This window comes from Lelliottia nimipressuralis, from assembly GCF_004402045.1.
Classification (GTDB): Bacteria; Pseudomonadota; Gammaproteobacteria; order Enterobacterales; family Enterobacteriaceae; genus Enterobacter; species Enterobacter chinensis.
This window is the reverse complement of sequence record NZ_SOMG01000003.1, coordinates 1-23,861: the sequence shown is the minus strand read 5'-3', so window position 1 is coordinate 23,861 and position 23,861 is coordinate 1. Positions and strand designations below refer to the sequence as shown.

The 23,861-nt window shown below is 52.9% G+C and carries 22 protein-coding genes, 1 tRNA gene and 1 rRNA gene; 21 read left to right on the top strand and 3 right to left on the bottom strand.

Annotation, left to right across the window (positions count from 1 at the left end; all coding sequences use genetic code 11):
* Positions 1-35: 35 nt before the first annotated feature.
* From acuI to E3U32_RS01205, 14 genes are all read left to right on the top strand, one after another.
* Positions 36-1,010, top strand: coding sequence for an acrylyl-CoA reductase (NADPH) (gene acuI / locus E3U32_RS01270; RefSeq protein ID WP_134347372.1), 975 nt, complete (start codon positions 36-38; stop codon positions 1,008-1,010).
* Positions 1,011-1,087: 77 nt separating this feature from the next.
* A complete protein-coding gene (gene msrP / locus E3U32_RS01265) occupies positions 1,088-2,089 on the top strand; it encodes a protein-methionine-sulfoxide reductase catalytic subunit MsrP (RefSeq protein WP_134347371.1) in 1,002 nt (333 codons plus the stop codon).
* Positions 2,090-2,689, top strand: coding sequence for a protein-methionine-sulfoxide reductase heme-binding subunit MsrQ (gene msrQ / locus E3U32_RS01260; RefSeq protein WP_134347370.1), 600 nt, complete (start codon positions 2,090-2,092; stop codon positions 2,687-2,689).
* 234 nt (positions 2,690-2,923) lie between these two features.
* Positions 2,924-3,376 (top strand): type II 3-dehydroquinate dehydratase, encoded by a 453-nt coding sequence (gene aroQ, locus E3U32_RS01255; protein ID WP_023309405.1) that lies wholly within the window; start codon positions 2,924-2,926, stop codon positions 3,374-3,376.
* A 21-nt stretch (positions 3,377-3,397) separates the two neighbouring features.
* Positions 3,398-3,859, top strand: a complete 462-nt coding sequence (accB, locus tag E3U32_RS01250; RefSeq protein WP_010436174.1) for an acetyl-CoA carboxylase biotin carboxyl carrier protein — start codon at positions 3,398-3,400, stop codon at positions 3,857-3,859.
* 10 nt (positions 3,860-3,869) lie between these two features.
* Positions 3,870-5,219 carry an acetyl-CoA carboxylase biotin carboxylase subunit gene (gene accC / locus E3U32_RS01245; RefSeq protein WP_010436177.1) on the top strand — a complete coding sequence of 450 codons (1,350 nt, stop codon included), beginning with the start codon at positions 3,870-3,872 and terminating at the stop codon, positions 5,217-5,219.
* Positions 5,220-5,327: 108 nt separating this feature from the next.
* Positions 5,328-5,570: a YhdT family protein gene (locus tag E3U32_RS01240; protein WP_032659654.1), complete on the top strand. Its 243-nt coding sequence runs from the start codon at positions 5,328-5,330 to the stop codon at positions 5,568-5,570.
* The gene (gene panF / locus E3U32_RS01235; RefSeq protein ID WP_134347369.1) at positions 5,560-7,011 is read left to right on the top strand and encodes a sodium/pantothenate symporter; all 1,452 of its coding nucleotides are present in this window, start codon (positions 5,560-5,562) and stop codon (positions 7,009-7,011) included. The genes E3U32_RS01240 and panF overlap by 11 nt, the downstream gene beginning before the upstream one ends.
* 11 nt (positions 7,012-7,022) lie before the next feature.
* Positions 7,023-7,904: a 50S ribosomal protein L11 methyltransferase gene (gene prmA, locus E3U32_RS01230; protein WP_094945088.1), complete on the top strand. Its 882-nt coding sequence runs from the start codon at positions 7,023-7,025 to the stop codon at positions 7,902-7,904.
* A gap of 129 nt (positions 7,905-8,033) precedes the next feature.
* The gene (locus E3U32_RS01225) at positions 8,034-8,774 is read left to right on the top strand and encodes a carbonic anhydrase (protein WP_134347462.1); all 741 of its coding nucleotides are present in this window, start codon (positions 8,034-8,036) and stop codon (positions 8,772-8,774) included.
* Between the two features lie 330 nt (positions 8,775-9,104).
* Positions 9,105-10,070, top strand: a complete 966-nt coding sequence (gene dusB, locus E3U32_RS01220) for a tRNA dihydrouridine synthase DusB (RefSeq protein ID WP_047347654.1) — start codon at positions 9,105-9,107, stop codon at positions 10,068-10,070.
* 23 nt (positions 10,071-10,093) lie between these two features.
* Positions 10,094-10,390: a DNA-binding transcriptional regulator Fis gene (gene fis / locus E3U32_RS01215; RefSeq protein WP_000462905.1), complete on the top strand. Its 297-nt coding sequence runs from the start codon at positions 10,094-10,096 to the stop codon at positions 10,388-10,390.
* Positions 10,391-10,570: 180 nt separating this feature from the next.
* Complete coding sequence (locus E3U32_RS01210; protein WP_008502862.1) at positions 10,571-10,735, top strand: DUF2556 family protein; 165 nt, start codon at positions 10,571-10,573, stop codon at positions 10,733-10,735.
* A 139-nt stretch (positions 10,736-10,874) separates the two neighbouring features.
* Positions 10,875-12,956, top strand: coding sequence for a putative bifunctional diguanylate cyclase/phosphodiesterase (locus E3U32_RS01205; protein WP_134347368.1), 2,082 nt, complete (start codon positions 10,875-10,877; stop codon positions 12,954-12,956).
* Here the strand turns inward: E3U32_RS01205 and envR are convergent.
* Complete coding sequence (gene envR / locus E3U32_RS01200) at positions 12,872-13,594, bottom strand: acrEF/envCD operon transcriptional regulator (protein ID WP_134347367.1); 723 nt, start codon at positions 13,592-13,594, stop codon at positions 12,872-12,874. The two genes, E3U32_RS01205 and envR, sit on opposite strands and share 85 nt — an antisense overlap.
* Positions 13,595-13,982: 388 nt before the next feature.
* Here envR and E3U32_RS01195 point away from each other — a divergent pair, with 388 nt between their 5' ends.
* From E3U32_RS01195 to E3U32_RS01165, 7 genes are all read left to right on the top strand, one after another.
* The gene (locus E3U32_RS01195) at positions 13,983-15,119 is read left to right on the top strand and encodes an efflux RND transporter periplasmic adaptor subunit (RefSeq protein WP_134347366.1); all 1,137 of its coding nucleotides are present in this window, start codon (positions 13,983-13,985) and stop codon (positions 15,117-15,119) included.
* Positions 15,120-15,130: 11 nt separating this feature from the next.
* Positions 15,131-18,244: an efflux RND transporter permease subunit gene (locus E3U32_RS01190; RefSeq protein WP_134347365.1), complete on the top strand. Its 3,114-nt coding sequence runs from the start codon at positions 15,131-15,133 to the stop codon at positions 18,242-18,244.
* Positions 18,245-18,547: 303 nt separating this feature from the next.
* On the top strand, positions 18,548-18,769 hold the full coding sequence (locus E3U32_RS01185; protein ID WP_008502867.1) for a lipoprotein: 222 nt from the start codon (positions 18,548-18,550) through the stop codon (positions 18,767-18,769).
* A 474-nt stretch (positions 18,770-19,243) separates the two neighbouring features.
* On the top strand, positions 19,244-20,269 hold the full coding sequence (locus tag E3U32_RS01180) for an amino acid ABC transporter substrate-binding protein (protein WP_023333654.1): 1,026 nt from the start codon (positions 19,244-19,246) through the stop codon (positions 20,267-20,269).
* Between the two features lie 67 nt (positions 20,270-20,336).
* Positions 20,337-21,518 carry an amino acid ABC transporter permease gene (locus E3U32_RS01175; protein WP_134347364.1) on the top strand — a complete coding sequence of 394 codons (1,182 nt, stop codon included), beginning with the start codon at positions 20,337-20,339 and terminating at the stop codon, positions 21,516-21,518.
* Between the two features lie 9 nt (positions 21,519-21,527).
* On the top strand, positions 21,528-22,631 hold the full coding sequence (locus tag E3U32_RS01170) for an amino acid ABC transporter permease (RefSeq protein WP_134347363.1): 1,104 nt from the start codon (positions 21,528-21,530) through the stop codon (positions 22,629-22,631).
* 7 nt (positions 22,632-22,638) lie between these two features.
* Positions 22,639-23,397 carry an amino acid ABC transporter ATP-binding protein gene (locus tag E3U32_RS01165; RefSeq protein ID WP_014171880.1) on the top strand — a complete coding sequence of 253 codons (759 nt, stop codon included), beginning with the start codon at positions 22,639-22,641 and terminating at the stop codon, positions 23,395-23,397.
* A gap of 143 nt (positions 23,398-23,540) precedes the next feature.
* Here E3U32_RS01165 and rrf read toward each other — a convergent pair.
* Positions 23,541-23,656 (bottom strand): 5S ribosomal RNA (rrf, locus tag E3U32_RS01160).
* A 43-nt stretch (positions 23,657-23,699) separates the two neighbouring features.
* A tRNA-Thr gene (locus E3U32_RS01155) sits at positions 23,700-23,775 on the bottom strand.
* Positions 23,776-23,861: the final 86 nt, after the last annotated feature.

Genomic DNA, 23,861 nt, shown 5'->3' with positions numbered 1-23,861 from the left:
TTATTTTCCAATCATCTGAGTCAAGAGGACCCCGTATGCAGGCTTTGATCTTAGAACAGCAGGACGGCAAAACGCTTGCTTCAGTGCAGGCAGTTGAAGAGAGTCGCCTGCCGGAAGGCGAAGTAACCGTCGACATCGACTGGTCCAGTTTAAATTATAAAGACGCGCTGGCTATCACCGGTAAGGGTAAAATCATCCGAAATTTCCCTATGGTGCCAGGTATTGATTTCGCTGGCCGGGTTCATACCAGCGAGGATCCGCGCTTCCATCCAGGCCAGCAGGTGCTGCTCACCGGGTGGGGCGTAGGAGAAAATCACTGGGGCGGCCTGGCAACGCAGGCGCGCGTTAAGGGCGACTGGCTGGTGCCGATGCCGAAAGGCATGGATGGCCGCAAAGCGATGATTATCGGCACGGCAGGCTTTACCGCCATGCTGTGCGTGATGGCGCTGGAAGATGCGGGCGTACGCCCTGAGTCGGGTGAAGTTGTCGTCACCGGCGCCAGCGGTGGCGTGGGCAGCACGGCCGTAACGCTGCTGCACAAGCTGGGTTATCAGGTCGCTGCGGTTTCGGGTCGCGAAAGCACCCACGACTATCTGCGCCAGCTCGGCGCCGACCGCATTCTTAGCCGCGACGAATTTGCCGAAACCCGTCCTCTGGAAAAACAGATCTGGGCGGGTGCGGTGGATACCGTCGGTGATAAGGTGCTGGCAAAAGTGCTGGCGCAGATGAACTACGGCGGGTGCGTCGCAGCTTGCGGGCTGGCGGGGGGATTTGCCCTACCAACCACCGTGATGCCATTTATTCTGCGTAACGTGCGCCTGCAGGGTGTGGATTCCGTTATGACCCCATCAGCCCGTCGTCATGAAGCCTGGGAACGTCTGGTGCGCGATCTGCCGGAATCCTTCTATACCCAGAGCGCAACGGAGATCAGCCTCAGCCAGGCACCGGAATATGCCCGTAAAATCATGGACAATCAGTTCCACGGTCGCGCGCTGGTGAAGATCGCCTAATCTTCAAATTTTCGTGACATATTCGCGTGAATCCCTCTCCTCCGTCATGCTTAGAAAAACGCATGACGGAGGATGCCATGAAAAACCGAAAACTGACGGAAGCCGACGTAACGTCTGAGTCTGTCTTTATGTTACAGCGCCGCCAGATCCTGAAAATGCTTGGCATCAGCGCCACTGCGCTGACGCTCTCGCCGGCAGCACACGCCGACCTCCTCGACTGGTTTAAAGGTAACGATCGGCCGAAGGCGCCTTCCGGCGCACCGCTCACCTTTACGAAACCCGCCCAATGGCAAAACAAACTGACGCTCACGCCGGAAGATAAAGTTACCGGCTATAACAACTTCTACGAATTTGGTCTCGACAAGGCCGATCCTGCTGCCAACGCAGGCAGCCTCAAAACCGATCCATGGACATTGAAAATTGAGGGTGAAGTGGCAAACCCCCTGACGCTGGATCATCACGATCTCACCACCCGTTTCCCGCTCGAAGAGCGTATCTACCGCATGCGCTGTGTGGAAGCGTGGTCGATGGTGGTGCCCTGGGTTGGCTTCCCGCTGCATAAATTGCTGGCGATGGCTGAACCCACCAGCAACGCAAAATATGTCGCTTTCCAGACGCGTTATGCTCCGGACGAGATGCCTGGGCAGAAAGACCGTTTTATCGGTGGCGGGCTGGAATATCCCTATGTCGAAGGGTTACGTCTCGACGAAGCGATGCACCCTCTTACCCTGCTGACCGTCGGCGTTTATGGCAAAGCGCTTCCTCCGCAGAACGGCGCCCCTATCCGTTTAACCGTACCGTGGAAATATGGTTTCAAAGGGATTAAATCTATCGTCAGCATTAAGCTCACCCGCGAACGTCCGCCAACCACCTGGAATCTGGCGGCCCCGGACGAATACGGTTTCTTCGCGAATGTGAACCCGCATGTGGATCACCCGCGCTGGTCGCAGGCAACCGAGCGTTTTATCGGGTCTGGCGGTGCGCTGGACGTGACGCGTCAGCCGACGCTGCTGTTTAACGGCTATGCAGATGAAGTGGCCTCTCTCTACCGTGGTCTGAATTTACGGGAGAATTTCTAAGTGCGTTTAACGGCAAAGCAGATTACCTGGCTGAAAGTGCTGCTACACCTGGCCGGGTTACTTCCTTTTATATGGCTTTTCTGGGCCACCAGCCAGGGGCTCTTTAGCGCAGACCCGGCCAAGGATATTCAGCATTTTACGGGTCGGATGGCTCTGAAGTTTTTGCTGGCAACCTTGCTCGTCTCGCCGTTGGCGCGCTACGCTAAACAGCCCTTATTGATACGTACCCGTCGGCTGTTAGGGCTATGGTGTTTTGCCTGGGCGACGCTGCACCTTACCAGCTATGCCCTGCTGGAACTGGGCATTAACAATCTGGCGCTGCTTGGCCGCGAACTGGTGACACGTCCTTATCTGACGCTGGGTATCGTGAGCTGGCTGGTTTTACTGGCGTTAACGCTGACATCGACGCAGTATGCGCAGCGTAAACTGGGCAGGCGCTGGCAACTGTTGCACAACTTCGTCTATCTTGTCGCGATCCTCGCCCCCATTCATTATCTGTGGTCGGTGAAGATCCTCTCTCCGCAGCCAGTCCTTTACGCACTGGCGGCCGTGGCGCTTTTAGCATGGCGTTACAAGAAGTTCCGCCAGTGGTTGCGATAGTTCGCGAAACTGTGCGTTTTCCCGCAGATTCCCCGTCAACCGCAAATCTTTTTCGGATAGCGGTTGATAATCTTCCCTGATAAGACCAGTATTTAGCTGCTAAATGCTACGAAATCGTTATAATGTGCGACCTTGGTTCGCCTGACAGCGGTTTTAAGCCTCTGAAAAGGTGACAATTGCGCTTCGAAGGTATATTTTGTTTTTTACCGGAAAATCGCAGGAGATGGCAGCACAATGACTGATAAGTTCCATATCTTAGTTTTGAACGGACCGAACCTGAACATGCTCGGCACCCGTGAGCCAGAGAAGTACGGCACGCTGACATTAAGTGAAATTGTTAACCGTCTGGGAACGGAAGCAGCGTCACTGAATGTGGATTTGGATCATTTTCAGTCGAATGCGGAGTACGCACTCATCGACCGTATTCATCAGGCTAAAGACAATGTGGACTATATCCTGATTAATCCGGCCGCGTTTACGCACACCAGTGTTGCTATCCGCGACGCACTGCTCGCGGTGAGTATCCCGTTTATCGAGATCCACCTGAGTAATGTGCACGCCCGAGAGCCGTTCCGCCACCATTCGTATCTGTCGGATATCGCTGCTGGCGTTATCTGCGGACTGGGCGCTGACGGCTATTCATACGCTTTACAGACAGCGGTAAAACGCTTGTCACAATCACACTAAACAAGAGTACGGAACCCACTCATGGATATTCGTAAGATTAAAAAACTGATCGAGCTGGTTGAAGAATCAGGTATCTCCGAACTGGAAATTTCTGAAGGCGAAGAGTCTGTACGCATCAGCCGTGCAGCCCCAGCCGCTAGCTTCCCGGTAATGCAGCAGGCTTATGCTGCGCCAGTGCAGCAGCCTGCGCTCTCCGCAGCCGTTGCACCAGCAGCTGAAGCCGCACCTGCCGCTGCAGCAGAAATCAGTGGTCACATCGTACGTTCCCCAATGGTTGGTACTTTCTACCGCACCCCGAGCCCGGACGCGAAGGCGTTCATCGAAGTGGGTCAGAAAGTCAACGTAGGCGATACCCTGTGCATCGTTGAAGCGATGAAAATGATGAACCAGATCGAAGCAGACAAATCAGGTACTGTGAAAGCGATTCTGGTCGAAAGTGGTCAGCCGGTTGAATTTGACGAGCCGCTGGTCGTCATCGAGTAACGAGGCGTACATGCTGGATAAAATTGTTATCGCCAACCGCGGCGAGATCGCACTGCGTATTCTTCGTGCCTGTAAAGAACTGGGCATCAAGACCGTCGCCGTGCACTCAAGCGCGGATCGCGATTTAAAACACGTATTGCTGGCGGATGAGACGGTCTGTATTGGCCCGGCTCCATCCGTAAAAAGCTATCTGAACATCCCGGCTATCATCAGCGCCGCTGAAATCACCGGCGCGGTGGCAATTCATCCGGGTTACGGCTTCCTCTCTGAGAACGCCAACTTTGCTGAGCAGGTTGAACGCTCTGGCTTTATCTTCATCGGCCCGAAAGCTGACACCATCCGCCTGATGGGCGACAAAGTGTCTGCGATCACCGCGATGAAAAAAGCCGGTGTTCCAACCGTACCAGGCTCTGACGGCCCTCTGACCGACGACATGGATGCTAACCGTGCTCATGCTAAACGCATTGGCTACCCGGTTATCATCAAGGCGTCCGGCGGCGGCGGCGGTCGCGGTATGCGCGTTGTGCGCAGCGATGCTGAACTGGCTCAGTCCATCTCCATGACCAAAGCTGAAGCGAAAGCCGCTTTCAGCAATGACATGGTGTACATGGAAAAATACCTGGAAAACCCACGCCACATCGAAATTCAGGTGTTGGCAGACGGTCAGGGTAACGCAATCTATCTGGCAGAACGTGACTGCTCCATGCAGCGTCGTCACCAGAAAGTGGTCGAAGAAGCACCAGCACCGGGCATTACTCCGGAACTGCGTCGCTACATCGGCGAGCGTTGTTCCAAAGCGTGTGTCGATATCGGCTATCGCGGTGCGGGTACCTTCGAGTTCCTGTTCGAAAACGGCGAGTTCTACTTCATTGAGATGAACACCCGTATTCAGGTTGAACACCCGGTTACCGAAATGATCACCGGCGTTGACCTGATCAAAGAACAGCTGCGTATCGCTGCAGGACAGCCGCTGTCCATCAAGCAGGAAGAAGTTGTGGTGAAAGGCCATGCGGTAGAGTGCCGTATCAACGCCGAAGACCCGAACACCTTCCTGCCAAGCCCGGGTAAAATCACGCGTTTCCACGCGCCGGGTGGCTTTGGCGTGCGCTGGGAGTCTCATATCTACGCCGGTTACACCGTACCGCCGTACTATGACTCAATGATTGGCAAGCTTATCTGCTATGGCGAAAACCGTGACGTGGCGATTGCCCGCATGAAGAACGCCCTGCAGGAACTGATCATCGACGGAATCAAAACCAACGTTGATCTGCAGATGCGTATCATGAGCGACGAGCACTTCCAGAATGGTGGGACCAACATCCACTATCTGGAGAAAAAACTCGGTCTGCACGAGAAGTAATACAGCATCTTTGCTAAAAGGCCGGATTATCCGGCCTTTTTTATTTCTGGGGCCAGGAAAGCCCCATCATGTACAATCCCCGCTTTCTTCATCCACAAGGGATAAACAATGGACAAGCGTTTTGTTCAGGCCCATAAAGAAGCGCGCTGGGCGCTGTGGCTGACCCTTCTCTATCTCGCAGCGTGGTTAGTAACTGCTTACTTACCTGATTCCGCTATCGGTATAACTGGCCTGCCTCACTGGTTTGAAATGGCCTGTCTGCTGGTACCGCTGATTTTCATTCTGCTCAGCTGGCTGATGGTGCGCTTTATCTTCCGCGATTTCCCGCTGGAGGATAGTGATGCAAACTGAAATCATCACCGTGCTGGTTGTCTATTTGATCGTGGTGTTTGGCCTCTCTTTCTATGCCATGCGAAAACGCAGCACCGGTTCGTTTCTGAGCGAATATTTCCTCGGCAGCCGTTCGATGGGCGGGTTTGTGCTGGCGATGACGCTGACTGCCACTTACGTGAGCGCCAGTTCGTTCATCGGCGGGCCGGGAGCCGCATACAAATATGGGCTCGGCTGGGTATTGCTGGCCATGATCCAGGTGCCCACCATCTGGCTGTCGCTGGGCATTCTGGGCAAAAAATTTGCCATTCTCGCCCGTCGCTATAACGCTATTACGCTTAACGACATGCTGCAGGCGCGCTATCAGAGTCGAGCAGTGGTCTGGATTGCCAGTATCAGCCTGATTGTCGCCTTCGTCGGCGCTATTGCCGTTCAGTTTATTGGCGGCGCGCGCTTGCTGGAAACGGCGGCGGGTATCAAGTACGAGACCGGGCTGCTCATCTTCGGGATCACGATTGCGCTGTACACCGCGTTTGGCGGTTTCCGCGCCAGCGTGCTGAACGACACCATGCAGGGCATGGTGATGCTGATAGGCACCCTTGTGCTGCTGGTTGGTGTCATCTATGCGGCGGGTGGATTGCACAATGCGGTGCAAACGCTGGAACAGATCGATCCTAAACTGGTCAGCCCCCACGGTGCTGATGATATTCTGACGCCGGCGTTTATGACCTCCTTCTGGGTGCTGGTTTGCTTTGGCGTGATCGGTCTGCCGCACACCGCCGTGCGCTGTATCTCCTATAAAGACAGTAAAGCCGTTCACCGGGGGATTGTGATTGGTACTGTCGTTGTCGCGCTGCTGATGCTGGGCATGCATCTGGCGGGTGCGCTGGGGCGGGCCGTATTACCCCATCTGACCGTGCCGGATCAGGTCATTCCAACGCTGATGGTGCAGGTTCTCCCACCGTGGGCAGCAGGATTGTTCCTTGCTGCACCGATGGCGGCAATCATGTCCAACGTTAACGCGCATCTGCTGCAGGCTTCTGCCACCATCATCAAAGATCTGTGGCTCAGCGCGCGTCCGGCTAAAATGCATAATGAGCAAAAGCTGAAACGCATCTCGACCTGGACCACGCTGGTGCTCGGCATTCTGATGATGTTAGCCGCCTGGCGTCCGCCGGAGATGATCATCTGGCTGAATCTGCTTGCGTTTGGCGGCCTTGAAGCCGTTTTCCTGTGGCCGCTGGTGTTAGGGCTCTACTGGGAACGTGCGAACGCTGCAGGCGCGCTAAGCGGCATGATTGTCGGCGGTGTGCTGTATGCCGTTCTCGCAACCTTTAAAATTCAGTACCTGGGCTTCCATCCGATTGTGCCTTCGTTACTGCTAAGTTTACTGGCGTTTGTGGTGGGGAACCGTTTCGGTCATCCCGTCCCACAACCCGCTATGATTTCTACTGATAAATAAAGAGTTTTGCCATGCCGTGGATCCAACTAAAACTGAACACAACCGGCGCTAACGCCGAAGAGCTGAGCGATGCGCTGATGGAGGCCGGCTCGGTCTCGATCACCTTCCAGGACACGCATGACACGCCGGTCTTTGAGCCACTGCCGGGGGAAACCCGCCTGTGGGGTGATACCGACGTTATTGGCCTGTTTGATGCCGAAACCGACATGAAAGAAGTCGTCGCGATTCTGGAAAACCATCCTCTGCTGGGCGCGGGTTTTGCGCACAAAATCGAACAGCTGGAAGACAAAGATTGGGAACGCGAGTGGATGGATAACTTCCACCCAATGCAGTTCGGCAAACGTCTGTGGATCTGCCCAAGCTGGCGCGATGTTCCCGATGAAAACGCGGTCAACGTGATGCTCGATCCGGGTCTGGCGTTTGGTACCGGCACCCATCCAACGACGTCCCTGTGCCTGCAGTGGCTGGATGGTCTGGATCTTGACGGTAAGACGGTGATCGACTTCGGCTGTGGATCCGGGATCCTCGCAATTGCCGCCCTGAAGCTGGGTGCGGCAAAAGCCATCGGGATCGATATCGATCCGCAGGCGATTCAGGCCAGCCGCGATAATGCAGAACGCAACGGCGTCTCCGATCGTCTGGAGCTGTATCTGCCGGATGCGCAGCCAGAAGCCATGAAAGCCGATGTGGTGGTCGCAAACATTCTGGCGGGCCCGCTACGTGAGCTTGCCCCGCTAATCAGCGTGCTGCCCGTTGAGGGCGGTTTGCTGGGGCTTTCCGGCATTCTGGCAAGCCAGGCTGACAGCGTGTGTGAGGCCTACGCCGATCTCTTTGCTCTCGACCCGGTGGTGGAAAAAGAAGAGTGGTGCCGTATCACCGGCCGTAAAAAATAAGCAATTGGCGTGGTCATCTGACCACGCCCTTCTCACCACTGATAATCCTCTCTCCCCCAGTCATTCTTCGGTAAAATAACCCTACAAATCACGTTGATTTGTATTACAAAAATTCACCGGAAGAATATGATGAAATACATTACAGGCAAGGCAGCGCTAATGGCGCTGAGCATGATCTCGGCTTCAGCATTCGCATCACACTGGGGCTACGAAGGAAAGGGTTCACCGGAACACTGGGGTGAACTGGACGAAGCATACAAGACCTGTCAAAACGGAATGAACCAGTCTCCCATTAACATTGATTCGACCGTTGACGCACACCTCTCACCGCTACAAACGCACTACATTGATGGCCCCGTGACGCTGACAAATAACGGCCATACCATTCAGGCAAGTGAACCGACTGACACCCGCGACACCCTTACTCTGGATAAGCAAACCTGGGCGTTACAACAGTTCCATTTCCACGCGCCAAGCGAAAACACCGTTCACGGTAAGAAATATGCGATGGAAATGCACCTGGTGCATAAAAATGACGGTGGAGAACTGACGGTGGTTGCGGTCATGTTCGATAAAGGGACCGCCAACCCGGAGCTTGAAAAACTGTGGAGCGTTATGCCTCAACTGGCCGAGCAGAACGTTTCCATCAAACCGGATCTCAACCTGAACAAACTGCTGCCGAAAGATAAAACGTACTGGCGCTTTAGCGGTTCACTGACCACCCCACCGTGCTCAGAAGGCGTCACCTGGATTGTGCTCAAGCACCCCATGACGGTTTCTGCGGAACAGCTCGATAAATTCACCCATACCATGCACCACGATAATAACCGTCCGGTACAGTCGCTGCATGGGCGTGTTGTGGTCGAATAAGGCGCATTTTTCGCATGACGATCATCTTCTAAAATGCGACGCAGATCGCAAAGAAGCGGGATAATCTGCTGCTAAAAACAGCAGATTATCCCGCTTCAGTGATGCATTTATTCAGAAATGATGAGAAGTTACGGGAAATTGTAAGCGTCCATAAAATAACCATTTGCGCATAACATAATGATTTAAATAATGAATAATTTTGAACGGAAAGATTGCGCGGCGATTCCTTGATCTACAACAGTGGATTGTTCAAAGTTTGGCCTTTCATCTCGTGCAAAAAATGCGTAATATACGCCGCCTTGCAGTCACAGTATGGTCATTTCTTAACTCATGCGCATCGGACACCACCAGCTTAGAAATCGCCTGATCGCAGCCCCAATGGCAGGTATTACAGACCGGCCGTTCAGGACGCTGTGTTATGAGATGGGAGCCGGTTTAACCGTATCCGAGATGATGTCGTCTAACCCGCAGGTATGGGAAAGCGATAAATCCCGCCTTCGGATGGTGCACGTTGATGAACCAGGTATTCGCACCGTGCAAATTGCCGGAAGCGTGCCTGAAGAGATGGCAGATGCCGCGCGAATTAACGTGGAAAGTGGTGCCCAGATTATTGATATCAATATGGGGTGCCCGGCCAAAAAGGTGAATCGCAAGCTTGCAGGTTCAGCCCTTCTGCAATACCCCGACCAGGTGAAGTCTATCCTGACGGCGGTTGTCAGCGCAGTGGACGTTCCTGTTACGTTGAAGATTCGCACGGGTTGGTCGCCGGAACACCGTAACTGTGTAGAAATTGCCCAACTGGCCGAAGATTGTGGCATTCAGGCCCTGACCATTCATGGACGCACTCGCGCCTGTTTGTTCAACGGTGAAGCTGAATACGACAGCATTCGGGCAGTTAAGCAGAAAGTTTCCATTCCGATTATCGCGAATGGCGACATAACTGACCCGCTTAAAGCCAGAGCTGTACTCGACTATACGGGAGCTGATGCTCTGATGATAGGACGTGCCGCTCAGGGAAGACCCTGGATCTTCCGGGAAATCCAGCATTATCTGGACACTGGGGAGCTGCTTGCCCCGCTGCCACTGGCAGAGGTTAAGCGTTTGCTTTGCTCGCATGTTCGGGAATTGCATGACTTTTATGGTCAGGCAAAAGGGTACCGAATTGCGCGTAAACACGTCTCCTGGTATCTCCAGGAGCATGCTCCAGATGACCAGTTTCGGCGCACATTCAACGCCATAGAGGATGCCAGCGTACAGCTGGAGGCGTTGGAGGCATACTTCGAAAATCTTGCGTAATGAAATAAAGAGCTGACAGAACTATGTTCGAACAACGCGTAAATTCTGACGTACTGACCGTATCTACCGTAAACTCTCAGGATCAGGTAACTCAAAAGCCCCTGCGTGACTCGGTTAAACAGGCACTGAAGAACTATTTTGCTCAACTGAATGGTCAGGATGTTAATGACCTGTATGAGCTGGTACTGGCTGAAGTTGAACAGCCACTGTTGGACATGGTGATGCAATACACCCGCGGTAACCAAACCCGCGCTGCGCTGATGATGGGTATCAACCGTGGTACTCTGCGTAAGAAACTGAAGAAATACGGCATGAACTAATTTCGGTTAGCGAAATGCTTGTTTAAAAAGGCGCTACTCGGCATGGGGAAGCGCCTTTTTTATTTCCTTTCCCCCTCTCCGTCAACGCTGTGTAAACCTTCGCTTATCCCACTTTTAAAGCGCGTCTTTTCGTGTATATTTTCCCCCACTCTACTGGCGCTCTTCTCGCGGAATGACACAATGATTCGTAAATACTGGTGGCTGGTTGTCTTTGCAATCTCCGTTCTTATCTTCGATGCACTCCTGATGCAGTGGATTGAACTGATGAGCACCGAAACCGATAAGTGTCGCAATATGAACTCCGTGAATCCGCTGAAATTAGTGAACTGCTCAGAGCTCGACTAACCGCCCGATCGCGCAAACCGTCCTCTTATTACCCACTAAAAACGGGGATTTAAATCCCTTTGAGCCGTTACCTTACGGTGATAATGTCTCGCCCTTCTCAACCGCTCTAGCGTAACCTCACACTCGAGTAGAACCGACCATGCTGGTTAGCCAATACAACCATATCCTTGTAGTCCTCTCCTTTGTTGTTGCCATCCTTGCGGCGTATACCGCGCTGAATATGGCTGCGCGTGTCGCCGGGAGTCAGGGCGTCGCTGCCCGCGTCTGGCTAGCTGGCGGCGGTATTGCAATGGGCATTGGCGTATGGGCCATGCATTTTATCGGCATGCTGGCGATGGACCTCTCCATGAGCATGAGCTACAACGCCACCCTGACGGTGTTATCCATGGTCATCGCCGTGGGGGCGTCATTGTTTGCGCTATGGCTCGTGAGCTGCGAGCAATTGCGCTTACGCCGGCTGCTGCCCGGCGCGCTGGTGATGGGCAGCGGTATTGTTGCCATGCATTACACCGGCATGGCGGCGCTGGAAGTGATGCCCGGGATCATCTGGGACAAGGTCTGGGTAGCCATTTCGGTCGCGATTGCGCTTGCCGCTTCACTCGCAGCATTATGGCTGACCTTCCGCCTGCGTCACGAAGCCGCGCAGGTCGTGCTGATGCGCATGGGTGCCGCCATCACGATGGGAGTTGCCATTGCCGGTATGCACTACGCCGGGATGAAAGCCGCACAGTTTCCGATGTCCACAATGGTTCATCATGACGGTATTAACGGCAGCTGGCTGGCAGTGCTGGTCAGCGTCGTCGCGCTCTCTATTCTTGGGATCACCCTGCTGGTATCGATGCTGGACGCCCGTCTTCAGGCTCGTACCGCCCTTCTGGCCTCGTCGCTTGCAGAAGCAAACCGGGAACTCGCTCAACTGGCGCTGCAGGATACGCTGACGCGTCTGCCGAACCGTATCTTGCTGGAAGACAGACTCGATCAGGCCATCAGCAAAGCCGATCGTGAAGGTACCCATTTTGCCCTGATGTTCATGGATCTCGACGGTTTTAAAGCCATCAATGACGCCTACGGACATGATGTCGGTGACAGACTGCTGGTCGCTGTTACGCAGCGTTTGCTGCTTCTGCTGAAAGGCCAGTTCACCCTTGCTCGTATCGGCGGTGATGAGTTTGTTCTGCTGGCAGAGGGAGAAGGTCCGGACGATGCGGCCTCGCTGGCAAATTCGCTGGTGCATGCAATCGATAGCCCGTTCAATCTCGATCCCTATGAACTGGTGGTGACCCTCAGTATTGGTATCGCACTTTATCCTCACGACGGCAAAACCGAGCGCGAGCTGATGTTTAACGCCGATGCAGCGATGTACCACACGAAGCATATGGGCCGGAACGGTTACCACTTTTTCCAGCCTTCCATGAACACCCTGGCGCAGACCCATCTCCAGTTAATGAACGATCTGTGGATGGCGATCGATCGCAATGAGCTGCGCCTGCTATACCAGCCAAAGTTTCATGCACCCGCTGGGCCTATTCTTGGATTTGAGGCGCTATTGCGCTGGCAGCATCCTAAACAGGGGTTACTGACCCCGGATCTTTTCCTGCCGCTGGCGGAAAAAACGGGGCTTATCATCCCCATTGGCAACTGGGTGATGAACGAAGCCTGTCGCCAGCTGCGGGAATGGCATCTTCAGGGGCATCAAAGCTGGTCAATGGCGGTAAACCTGTCAACATTGCAGTTCGAACAACCTTCGCTGGTTAAAACGGTTCTCGACTGCCTGGCACTTCACCATGTGCCACCGGAAATGTTGATCCTGGAAGTGACAGAGACCACGGCAATGAGCAACCCGGATGAAAGTGTACGGGTGCTGACAGAGCTGACGAATGCTGGCGTCAAGGCCTCCATTGATGATTTTGGCACCGGATATTCGAGTTTGCTGTATCTCAAGCGCCTGCCGGCATGTGAATTAAAAATTGACAGGGCGTTTGTGAAAGAGTTAAGCGGGGAGAGCGAGGATGCCACCATTGTTTCGGCGATCGTGGCCCTCGCAAAAACACTTAATCTGAAAGTCGTGGCAGAGGGTGTGGAAACTGAAGCTCAACAAACCTTTTTGACCGAGCTTGGCTGTAACACCCTTCAGGGCTATCTGTTAGGTAAACCGGTTAGCGCGCAGACCATAGAGGCACTTTGTGCCCGAGGGGAAATGTTACCTGGCGCGGAGTTGTAACCATCATCATCACGAGGCGATACGCGAATGACAGGGAGTGTCGCCAGAATGCTATCGACCAGGGCTGGAGCCTGCTGATAAAGATTAAAACTGTCGCTATTCATTAACCAGTTTTTAATTATTCCGCTAAAAAAACCGTGGAATACGATCAAGGTGAGATCAACATTCACCTTTGAAGAAATGATTTTCCGCGAAATACAGGACTCCAGCGCGCCACGTAGCGTTTCATAATTGAACCCGATACGCTTTCTGATTTCACATTCTGAAATCATATCACTGCTAAATTCACATTTATGATACAGAATTTGCAAAAGCGCACATTGCCGGGGCTCATGCGCAATATACTGCAGCGCAGTAATAAATTGCTCACGAAGCATTAACAACGGATCGTCACTTTCGGAAAGAGAAAGCCTGTCGCGAATAATGTCGCGAAGCGGTAATTGCTGTTCCCAGATGGCATTAAATATTTCAGATTTACTGGTGAAATGCCAGTATATCGCACCGCGCGTAACCCTGGCGGCATCTGCGATATCCGTCAGCGTCGTGCTGGCTACGCCACGCGTCGCAAACTGTTCGATTGCCGCCTCAATCAGCTGCTGCCGGGTTTGTTGAGCCTCTTCTTTCTTTTTACGCGCCATAGACAACTACTCGTTATGCACAAGGTTTAAAGGTATTACTGCGTTCATGGAAATGAAAGTATTCATCAAAATCCGTTTTAATTTTGCACAAAAAAAGTCAACGCACATAATTTATAATTATTACAAATACATCAAAGCAAATAAATTCATGAGGTGAATAGCTAGATAACATTAAACCCTGCTTACCTGATTAATATGCCAGAAGTATACCGCTGAAAGTTCCGGGACCGATTCTGATTTTTCTTTCCGGCCTGGTCATTCGCACTTATAAATTAAAGAACATTAAATACCCTCATTATTATACGCAGCTACATTTTATTTTTTATCCCTCTGTCCCAGCTACCGGTTCACGGAATATATCGGTTAATGGGTATTTAAAGGAACAGCAATGACGAATTATTTCAGACGCTTACCCTTATCCGGTTTCATTGTCACCGCGATACTGCTCACTGGATGCGATGGTCAGGAAAAACAGCAACCCCCGCAGGCGCCTCAGGTCAGCGTGCACATCGTGAAAAGCGCGCCTCTGGCAGTCACAACTGAACTCCCGGGCAGAACAGATGCATTTCGGGTTGCGGAGGTTCGTCCTCAGGTTAGCGGCATAATCCTGCGTCGTAACTTCGCGGAAGGTAGCGATGTAAAAGCGGGGCAGTCACTCTACCAGATTGATCCTGCGACCTATCAGGCGACCTATGACAGCGCAAAAGGCGAGCTGGCGAAAGCACAGGCGGCGGCCAGTATTGCGCACCTGACGGTGAAACGTTATCTCCCGCTGGTGGGAACACAGTATGTCAGTAAGCAAGAGTATGACCAGGCCGTGGCCACGGCGCAGCAGGCAAATGCCAGCGTCGTTGCCGCAAAAGCCGGCGTTGAAAGTGCGCGTATCAATCTTGCCTATACCAAAGTGACGTCTCCTGTCGATGGCCGCATCGGTAAATCCAGTGTGACCGAAGGGGCACTCGTCACGAACGGCCAGGCTGCTGCGCTGGCAACGGTCCAGCAGCTTGATCCGATGTATGTCGATGTCACCCAGTCCAGTAATGATTTTTTGCGTCTGAAACAGACGAGTCTGCAAAAAGGCGATACCGCCAGCACCGTTGAGCTGCTGATGGAAAATGGTCAGCCCTATCCGCTGAAAGGCACATTGCAGTTCTCTGACGTCACGGTCGATGAAAGTACCGGCTCAATTACCCTGCGCGCCATTTTCCCGAATCCTCAACATCTGTTGCTACCCGGCATGTTTGTTCGCGCACGCATTGATGAGGGCACGCAGCCGGATGCGATTCTGGTTCCACAGCAAGGGGTAACACGTACGCCGCGAGGCGATGCAACCGTTCTGGTGGTGAATGATAAAAACCAGGTTGAGTCGCGTACCGTCGTCGCCCCTCAGGCGATTGGCGATCGCTGGCTGGTGACGGAAGGGCTCAAAAACGGCGATCGCGTCATTGTCAGCGGGTTACAGAAAGTTAGACCGGGGACAACCGTCGTCGCCACGCCTGATGCCTCCACAGCGCCAGCCAGTTAAGGGACGACGACATGGCTAATTTCTTTATTCAGAGACCGGTTTTCGCCTGGGTACTTGCCATCATTTTAATGATTGCAGGCGGGCTGGCCATTCTCAAACTTCCCGTCGCACAGTATCCGACCATTGCGCCTCCCGCGGTGGCAATATCCGCTACCTACCCGGGTGCGGATGCTCAAACGGTGCAGGATACCGTGACCCAGGTTATCGAACAGAACATGAACGGTATCGATAACCTGATGTATATGTCCTCCACCAGCGATTCAGCAGGTAACGTCACCATCACCCTGACCTTCGAGTCAGGAACCGATCCGGATATCGCCCAGGTGCAGGTTCAGAACAAGCTGCAGCTCGCCATGCCGCTGCTGCCGCAAGAGGTTCAGCAGCAAGGGATTGGCGTGGAGAAATCCAGTAGCAGCTTCCTGCTGGTCGCAGGTTTTGTTTCAGACAACAAGAACCTCTCACAGAATGACATCTCCGACTATGTCGCTTCGAACGTCAAAGATACCATCAGCCGAACGTCTGGCGTCGGTGACGTTCAGCTGTTTGGGGCTCAGTATGCGATGCGTATCTGGCTCGACAGCAACGCGATGAACAAATACCAGCTGACTCCGCTGGATATTATCAACCAGCTGAAAACGCAGAATGACCAGATAGCGGCAGGCCAGTTGGGTGGAACGCCGTCCATTCCCGGACAGCAGCTCAATTCCTCGATCATCGCACAAACCCGCCTGAAATCACCGGAAGAGTTTGGCCGCGTGACGCTTAAGGTGAATCAGGACGGCTCGATGGTGCATCTGAAGGATGTGGCTCGTATTGAGTTGGGTGGCGAAAACTACAACATGGTCACTAAAATCAACGGGCAGGCGGCAACCGGTCTGGGGATTAAGCTGGCAACCGGGGCAAATGCGCTGGACACCGCGGCAGCCATCAAGAGCAAACTGGCGCAACTGCAGCAGTTCTTCCCACAGGGGCTGAAAGTTGTCTACCCCTATGACACAACGCCATTTGTGAAAATCTCCATCCACGAAGTGGTGAAGACCCTGTTTGAAGCGATCATTCTCGTCTTCCTGGTCATGTACCTGTTCCTGCAAAACCTGCGGGCGACGCTCATCCCGACTATCGCGGTGCCGGTCGTTCTGCTGGGTACCTTCGCGGTTCTGGCGGCGTTCGGTTTCTCTATCAATACCCTGACGATGTTCGGCATGGTGCTGGCGATAGGCCTGCTGGTCGATGATGCTATCGTGGTGGTTGAGAACGTTGAACGCGTCATGGTCGAGGACAACCTGCCGCCGAAAGAGGCCACGCAAAAGTCGATGGAGCAGATCCAGGGCGCACTGGTGGGGATCGCCATGGTGCTCTCGGCGGTCTTTATTCCAATGGCCTTTTTTGGCGGTTCGACGGGGGCGATCTATCGCCAGTTCTCGCTGACTATCGTTTCCGCCATGGCGCTGTCCGTACTGGTTGCGCTGATCCTGACGCCAGCACTCTGTGCAACGCTGCTCAAGCCCATATCCCACGATCGTCACGAGAAGAAGGGTGGCTTCTTTGGCTGGTTTAATGCGCTTTTTGATAGGAGCGTGGAGCACTATAGCAATAGCGTAAGCGGTATTTTACGTAAGACCGGCCGCTATCTGGTGGTGTACGTCATTATCGTCGGTGGGATGGCAGTGCTCTTCCTTCGCTTGCCCACCTCCTTCCTGCCCGAAGAGGATCAGGGCGTTTTTATGACGATGGTTCAACTCCCGGCGGGTGCAACCCAGACGAGGACTCAGCAGGTGCTCGACCAGGTTCAGGACTACTATCTGAACAACGAAAAGGCGAACGTTGAATCTGTTTTTACCGTTAACGGCTTTAGCTTTAGCGGCCAGGGTCAGAACGCCGGTATTGCCTTCGTCAGCCTGAAGCCCTGGGAGGAACGCCCGGGCGAGAAAAATGGCGTCGGGGCCATTGTCGGTCGCGCGACGAAAGCCTTCAGTCAGATTAAAGATGGCCTCGTGTTCCCGTTTAACCTGCCAGCAATTATTGAGCTGGGTACCGCTACGGGCTTCGACTTTGAGTTGATTGACCAGGCTAACCTGGGGCATACCCAGTTGACTCAGGCGCGAAACCAACTGCTCGGGATGGTGAAAGAGCACCCTGACCTTCTGGTTCGCATGCGTCCTAACGGTCTTGAAGATACCCCTCAGTTCAAGCTTGATGTCGACCAGGAGAAAGCACAGGCGCTGGGGGTCAGTATTTCTGACGTCAACCAGACGATTTCGACGGCCTTAGGTGGCACCTATGTGAACGACTTTATCGATCATGGGCGAGTGAAAAAGGTCTACGTACAGGCCGACGCAAAATTCCGTATGTTGCCGGGGGATATTAATAACCTGTACGTGCGCAGCGCGAATGGGGAAATGGTCCCGTTCTCAGCCTTTAGCAACGCTCACTGGGTTTATGGTTCACCTCGCCTGGAGCGCTACAACGGAATGCCATCAATGGAAATCCTCGGTGAATCAGCTCCTGGAAAAAGTACCGGTGAGGCAATGGTCATGATGGAAAACCTCGCGGCAAAACTGCCTTCCGGCATCGGCTATGACTGGACAGGAATGTCTTATCAGGAGCGGCTTTCGGGTAACCAGGCGCCTGCACTGTACGCCATCTCACTGATCGTGGTGTTCCTGTGTCTCGCAGCCCTGTATGAAAGCTGGTCCATTCCGTTCTCTGTCATGCTGGTTGTACCGCTGGGCGTCATCGGGGCGCTTCTCGCAGCATCGCTGCGCGGGTTAAATAATGACGTCTATTTCCAGGTCGGCCTGCTGACGACGATTGGTTTATCGGCGAAAAACGCCATCCTGATCGTCGAATTTGCTAAGGACCTGATGGATAAAGAAGGTAAAGGCATTATTGAGGCCACGCTGGAAGCCTCGAGGATGCGCCTTCGCCCGCTCCTGATGACGTCCCTGGCCTTTATTCTTGGCGTCATGCCGCTTGTGATCAGCACCGGGGCCGGGAGCGGCGCGCAAAACGCCGTTGGTACGGGCGTTATGGGGGGGATGCTTTCCGCAACGCTTCTGGCGATTTTCTTCGTGCCCGTCTTCTTTGTGGTTGTCCGGCGACGGTTTACAAACCATAAGGATTAATGTTTCCCTGAAAGGCACCGCTGGTGCCTTTTTTATTTTTAACATAAACAATGAATTAGACATTACATAAAAGCAGTGTTAAAAACATGATGGTTTGCGTTAAGTAAAAACAGCCTCTCGCCGCTTCATAATTTCTCCATTAATTCATCCTCAAACCGATTTTTCTCCACGATTTTTACAAACTACATAATTTGAGATTATTCCTCGTGTAACGAGGACTTACCCCGGTGGTAAAATAACCTCCAGTTCGTTAATAGCCCTCCTGGCTTTATAACGGACGAGAAATAATACTGAGGTAACATCATGAAAAGATTCATTTCCGTTGCACTACTCGCTGCGCTGCTTGCTGGTTGCGCGCACGACTCTCCATGTGTACCGGTTTACGACGACCAGGGCCGACTGGTTCATACCAATACCTGTATGAAAGGCACCACCCAGGATAACTGGGAGACAGCGGGTGCTATCGCCGGCGGTGCTGCCGCAGTGGCGGGTTTGACGCTGGGTATCGTTGCCCTGACCAAGTAAAATCTGTTAAGAAAGCGCGGCTCTGGCCGCGCTTTTGCTTTTAATGAGTGCAGGATTTTCAAATAAGTAAAAAAATAGCCCCGTAATTATTCACCTAATTAATTTTAGCCAGAAGCCAGTCACATCTTTTTCGTATACTCCTTTAAATTTCATATTCTATCGTGATGATTTTCACACATTAATACTATTGAATACTCTGCCAATATTCACTCTGGAAACTATCCTCTCTTTTCCTCTGGCTGTCCTTAAAACTTTTGCTCCGATTTGTGGCACAGGTTGTAATTTCGCACCGTTTCGGGGCGCTCGTTTTATTTAAGCCTGTCTACACTCAGCATTAAGCGTTCAATCATCACTTATTTTGTCGAACGCAAAACTGGCATTACGTTTGCTTTATAAACGTTGGCCAAAGCCACAGACAGGTAAAGCGTTTAAAAACGCCTCTATAACGATAAATTTCGCCACACAGGATGCATTATGAAAAAGACGATGATAGCCAGCCTGGCCGCTGCAGGCATGTTGTTTGCCGTAGCCGGTCAAGCCCATGCGGGAACGACACTGGATGCCGTTAAAAAGAAAGGTTTTGTTCAATGTGGTATCAGTGATGGTTTGCCTGGCTTCTCTTACGCCGATGCGAACGGCAAATTTACCGGTATTGATGTGGACGTCTGCCGTGGCGTCGCTGCCGCCGTTTTTGGTGATGACAGCAAAGTAAAATATACCCCGCTGACGGCGAAAGAACGTTTTACGGCGCTGCAGTCCGGCGAGGTTGACATGCTCTCCCGTAATACCACCTGGACCTCCTCGCGTGATGCAGGCATGGGGATGTCTTTTACCGGCGTGACCTATTATGACGGCATCGGTTTCCTGACCCACAATAAAGCCGGTCTGAAAAGCGCCAAAGAACTGGATGGAGCCACCGTTTGTATCCAGGCAGGCACCGATACCGAACTGAACGTCGCGGATTATTTCAAAGCAAATAACATGAAATACACTCCTGTGACATTCGACCGCTCGGATGAATCCGCTAAAGCGCTGGAATCCGGCCGTTGTGACACGCTGGCCTCTGACCAGTCACAGTTGTATGCCTTACGTATTAAGCTGAGCAACCCGGCAGAGTGGATTGTCCTGCCTGAAGTGATCTCCAAAGAACCTCTCGGCCCCGTGGTGCGCCGTGGCGATGAAGACTGGTTCTCCATTGTTCGCTGGACGCTGTTTGCCATGCTGAACGCAGAAGAGATGGGCATTAACTCGAAAAACGTTGATGAGAAAGCCGCTAAACCATCCAACCCGGACATGGCACACCTGCTCGGTAAAGAAGGTGATTTCGGCAAGGATCTGAAGCTGGATAACAAGTGGGCTTACAACATCATCAAACAGGTGGGCAACTACTCTGAGATCTTTGAGCGCAACGTGGGATCGGAAAGCCCGCTGAAGATCAAACGCGGCCAGAACAATCTCTGGAACAACGGCGGTATTCAGTACGCGCCACCAGTACGTTAAGTCATAGCTGTAACGGGCACTGCTCAGGCAGTGCCCACTCCAGAGTCATGGTTACTGAGGTTTCTTTATGTCCCATCGCCGCTCAGCCGTAAAAGGATCGCTATCCTTTTCTCATCCCGCGGTCCGCGCCTGGCTATTCCAGATTATTGCTATCGTTGCGGTTGTTCTCATCGTCGTGTATCTCATCCATAACACGATCACCAACCTGAATAACCGCGGCATTACCTCCGGTTTTGCGTTTTTGGATCGCAGCGCGGGGTTTGGCATTGTTCAGCACCTTATTGATTACCAGGAAGGTGACACCTACGGACGCGTGTTCGTCGTCGGTTTACTGAATACGCTGCTGGTATCGGCGCTTTGTATTGTCTTCGCGTCGATACTGGGGTTCTTTATTGGCCTGGCGCGTCTTTCTGAAAACTGGCTCCTGCGGAAACTTTCTACCATTTATATCGAGACGTTCCGCAATATCCCGCCGCTGCTGCAGATCTTCTTCTGGTATTTCGCCGTATTGCGTAACCTTCCCGGTCCTCGCCAGGCCGTCGATGCGTTTGAGCTTTTTTTCCTGAGTAATCGTGGGTTATCCATTCCTTCTCCTCAGCCAGGTGAAGGTGCGTATGCGTTCATCGGCGCGATTGTGATAGCGCTTGCTCTCTCTGCGGGGGTATTTCGTTTTAATCGCAAACATCAGGTCAAAACCGGTCAACTTCGCAGAACCTGGCCAACGGCAGTCGTCCTGATCGTTAGCCTGCCTCTCCTGGCACACTGGCTGTTTGGGGCCGCGCTACACTGGGACATCCCACACCTGCGTGGCTTTAACTTCCAGGGCGGGATGGTATTAATTCCTGAGCTGGCAGCCCTGACGCTGGCGCTGTCGATTTATACGTCCGCGTTTATCGCTGAGATTATCCGTGCAGGGATCCAGGCCGTACCTTACGGGCAGCACGAGGCGGCACGCTCTCTGGGATTGCCCCATACCGTGACGCTTCGCCAGGTCATCATTCCGCAGGCTTTACGGGTCATCATTCCCCCTCTGACCAGCCAGTATCTCAATATTGTCAAAAACTCGTCGCTGGCCGCTGCCATTGGTTATCCCGATATGGTGTCACTCTTCGCCGGAACCGTGCTTAACCAGACCGGACAAGCCATTGAAACTATCGCCATCACGATGTCTGTCTATCTGATCATCAGCCTGGTGATTTCACTGCTGATGAACCTTTATAACCGTCGTATAGCACTGGTCGAGCGCTAAGGAACTATGATGACAAAAGCGATAATGTCGCACTCCTCGCGCCCTGCCAACTCGACAGGTGGACGTTTCATTCTCTGGGCGCGTAAGAATCTGTTCTCCAGCTGGAGTAATAGCCTCCTGACGATTGTTTGTCTATGGCTGATGTGGGAATTGATCCCCCCCCTCCTGAACTGGGCGTTCCTGCAGGCTAACTGGGTCGGATCAACCCGAGCAGACTGTACAAAAGCGGGTGCTTGCTGGGTGTTTATTCATGAGCGCTTTGGTCAGTTCATGTATGGGTTGTATCCGCACGAACAGCGCTGGCGGATAAACCTGGCGCTGGTTATCGGCCTGCTCTCTGTCGCGGTCATGTTCTGGAAAAAGCTGCCTCATCGTGGACTCTACATTGCCGGCTGGGCAGTGGTTTATCCCATTGTTGTCTGGGTGCTGCTGTATGGCGGCTTTCTGGGGCTGGAACGGGTAGAAACACGCCAGTGGGGCGGTCTGACGCTGACGTTGATTATCGCTTCAGTGGGGATAGCCGGCGCTCTACCATGGGGGATTTTACTTGCCCTGGGACGGCGTTCAAAAATGCCGATCGTACGCGTGCTCTCCGTTATCTTCATTGAGTTCTGGCGCGGCGTACCGCTTATCACCGTTCTATTTATGTCTTCGGTCATGCTGCCGCTGTTTATGGCAGAAGGTACAACGATCGACAAACTGATCCGTGCCCTGGTCGGGGTCATTCTCTTCCAGTCCGCCTATGTCGCAGAAGTTGTGCGGGGTGGATTGCAGGCGCTACCTAAAGGCCAGTACGAAGCGGCGGAATCATTGGCGCTCGGCTACTGGAAAACGCAGGGACTGGTCATTCTTCCCCAGGCACTCAAACTGGTCATTCCGGGCCTGGTCAACACGATCATTGCCCTCTTCAAAGATACCAGCCTGGTGATCATCATCGGATTGTTCGATCTCTTTAGCAGCGTGCAACAGGCAACCGTTGACCCTGTCTGGCTGGGTATGTCCACCGAGGGATATGTCTTTGCAGCTCTGATCTACTGGATCTTTTGTTTTAGCATGTCGCGCTACAGCCAGCACCTGGAAAAGCGCTTTAACACCGGGCGTACACCGCACTGAGGAAATTATGAGCCAAATTACTATGACACCTGCCGACGCGATGATTACGCTGGAAAACGTGAATAAATGGTACGGACAGTTTCATGTTCTCAAAGACATTAATCTTAAGGTAAAGCAGGGAGAACGCATCGTCCTTTGCGGCCCTTCCGGATCAGGGAAATCCACAACCATTCGCTGTATTAACCATCTTGAAGAACATCAGCAAGGACGCATTGTGGTTGATGGTATTGAGCTGAATGAAGATATCCGCAACATCGAACGCGTGCGTCAGGAAGTAGGAATGGTGTTTCAGCACTTTAATCTATTTCCGCACCTGACCGTTCTGCAGAACTGTACGCTTGCACCGATTTGGGTTCGTAAAATGCCAAAAAAGGAAGCAGAAGCGTTGGCAATGCATTACCTGGAACGTGTACGTATCGCAGAGCATGCCAATAAATTTCCTGGCCAGATATCGGGTGGCCAACAGCAGCGTGTGGCTATCGCCCGCTCGCTGTGTATGAAACCTAAAATTATGCTGTTTGATGAACCGACATCTGCCCTCGATCCAGAAATGGTGAAGGAGGTTCTGGACACCATGATTGGACTGGCACAATCCGGCATGACTATGCTGTGTGTGACGCATGAAATGGGATTCGCAAGAACCGTGGCCGACCGGGTGATCTTCATGGATCGTGGGGAGATTGTTGAGCAGGCGCCACCGGATGAGTTCTTTGCGCATCCTAAGTCAGAACGTACGCGAGCCTTCCTGTCGCAGGTGATTCATTAATCTGCTGTTTTGCCCGGTGGCGCGTTGCCTGCCGGGCCTCTGGGCTATGTAGGTCGGGTAAGGCGAAGCCGCCACCCGACTTTTTCAGACCGCACAAAGCAAAAAACCCCGCACCTTACGGTACGGGGTTCTTCTTATTTGATGTCTGGCAGTTCCCTACTCTCACATGGGGAGACCCCACACTACCATCGGCGCTACGGCGTTTCACTTCTGAGTTCGGCATGGGGTCAGGTGGGACCACCGCGCTAAAGCCGCCAGACAAATTCTTTTACTTCTTGCCGAACTTTAACCTAAGTATAAAGTGGTGCTGATACCCAGAGTCGAACTGGGGACCTCACCCTTACCAAGGGTGCGCTCTACCAACTGAGCCATATCAGCACGCTAAATTTGATGCCTGGCAGTTCCCTACTCTCACATGGGGAGACCCCACACTACCATCGGCGCTACGGCGTTTCACTTCTGAG

What these genes read in the sequence shown, in the direction of transcription:
- E3U32_RS01240 (WP_032659654.1), top strand. Translation starts at nt 5,328, where the DNA reads ATGGACAAGCGTTTTGTTCAGGCCCATAAAGAAGCGCGCTGGGCGCTG.
- dusB (WP_047347654.1), top strand. Translation starts at nt 9,105, where the DNA reads ATGCGCATCGGACACCACCAGCTTAGAAATCGCCTGATCGCAGCCCCA.
- E3U32_RS01205 (WP_134347368.1), top strand. Translation starts at nt 10,875, where the DNA reads ATGCTGGTTAGCCAATACAACCATATCCTTGTAGTCCTCTCCTTTGTT.
- E3U32_RS01175 (WP_134347364.1), top strand. Translation starts at nt 20,337, where the DNA reads ATGTCCCATCGCCGCTCAGCCGTAAAAGGATCGCTATCCTTTTCTCAT.
- accC (WP_010436177.1), top strand. Translation starts at nt 3,870, where the DNA reads ATGCTGGATAAAATTGTTATCGCCAACCGCGGCGAGATCGCACTGCGT.
- E3U32_RS01190 (WP_134347365.1), top strand. Translation starts at nt 15,131, where the DNA reads ATGGCTAATTTCTTTATTCAGAGACCGGTTTTCGCCTGGGTACTTGCC.
- E3U32_RS01185 (WP_008502867.1), top strand. Translation starts at nt 18,548, where the DNA reads ATGAAAAGATTCATTTCCGTTGCACTACTCGCTGCGCTGCTTGCTGGT.
- accB (WP_010436174.1), top strand. Translation starts at nt 3,398, where the DNA reads ATGGATATTCGTAAGATTAAAAAACTGATCGAGCTGGTTGAAGAATCA.
- E3U32_RS01195 (WP_134347366.1), top strand. Translation starts at nt 13,983, where the DNA reads ATGACGAATTATTTCAGACGCTTACCCTTATCCGGTTTCATTGTCACC.
- E3U32_RS01210 (WP_008502862.1), top strand. Translation starts at nt 10,571, where the DNA reads ATGATTCGTAAATACTGGTGGCTGGTTGTCTTTGCAATCTCCGTTCTT.
- fis (WP_000462905.1), top strand. Translation starts at nt 10,094, where the DNA reads ATGTTCGAACAACGCGTAAATTCTGACGTACTGACCGTATCTACCGTA.
- aroQ (WP_023309405.1), top strand. Translation starts at nt 2,924, where the DNA reads ATGACTGATAAGTTCCATATCTTAGTTTTGAACGGACCGAACCTGAAC.
- E3U32_RS01170 (WP_134347363.1), top strand. Translation starts at nt 21,528, where the DNA reads ATGACAAAAGCGATAATGTCGCACTCCTCGCGCCCTGCCAACTCGACA.
- E3U32_RS01180 (WP_023333654.1), top strand. Translation starts at nt 19,244, where the DNA reads ATGAAAAAGACGATGATAGCCAGCCTGGCCGCTGCAGGCATGTTGTTT.
- E3U32_RS01225 (WP_134347462.1), top strand. Translation starts at nt 8,034, where the DNA reads ATGAAATACATTACAGGCAAGGCAGCGCTAATGGCGCTGAGCATGATC.
- envR (WP_134347367.1), bottom strand. Translation starts at nt 13,594, where the DNA reads ATGGCGCGTAAAAAGAAAGAAGAGGCTCAACAAACCCGGCAGCAGCTG.
- acuI (WP_134347372.1), top strand. Translation starts at nt 36, where the DNA reads ATGCAGGCTTTGATCTTAGAACAGCAGGACGGCAAAACGCTTGCTTCA.
- E3U32_RS01165 (WP_014171880.1), top strand. Translation starts at nt 22,639, where the DNA reads ATGAGCCAAATTACTATGACACCTGCCGACGCGATGATTACGCTGGAA.
- prmA (WP_094945088.1), top strand. Translation starts at nt 7,023, where the DNA reads ATGCCGTGGATCCAACTAAAACTGAACACAACCGGCGCTAACGCCGAA.
- panF (WP_134347369.1), top strand. Translation starts at nt 5,560, where the DNA reads ATGCAAACTGAAATCATCACCGTGCTGGTTGTCTATTTGATCGTGGTG.
- msrP (WP_134347371.1), top strand. Translation starts at nt 1,088, where the DNA reads ATGAAAAACCGAAAACTGACGGAAGCCGACGTAACGTCTGAGTCTGTC.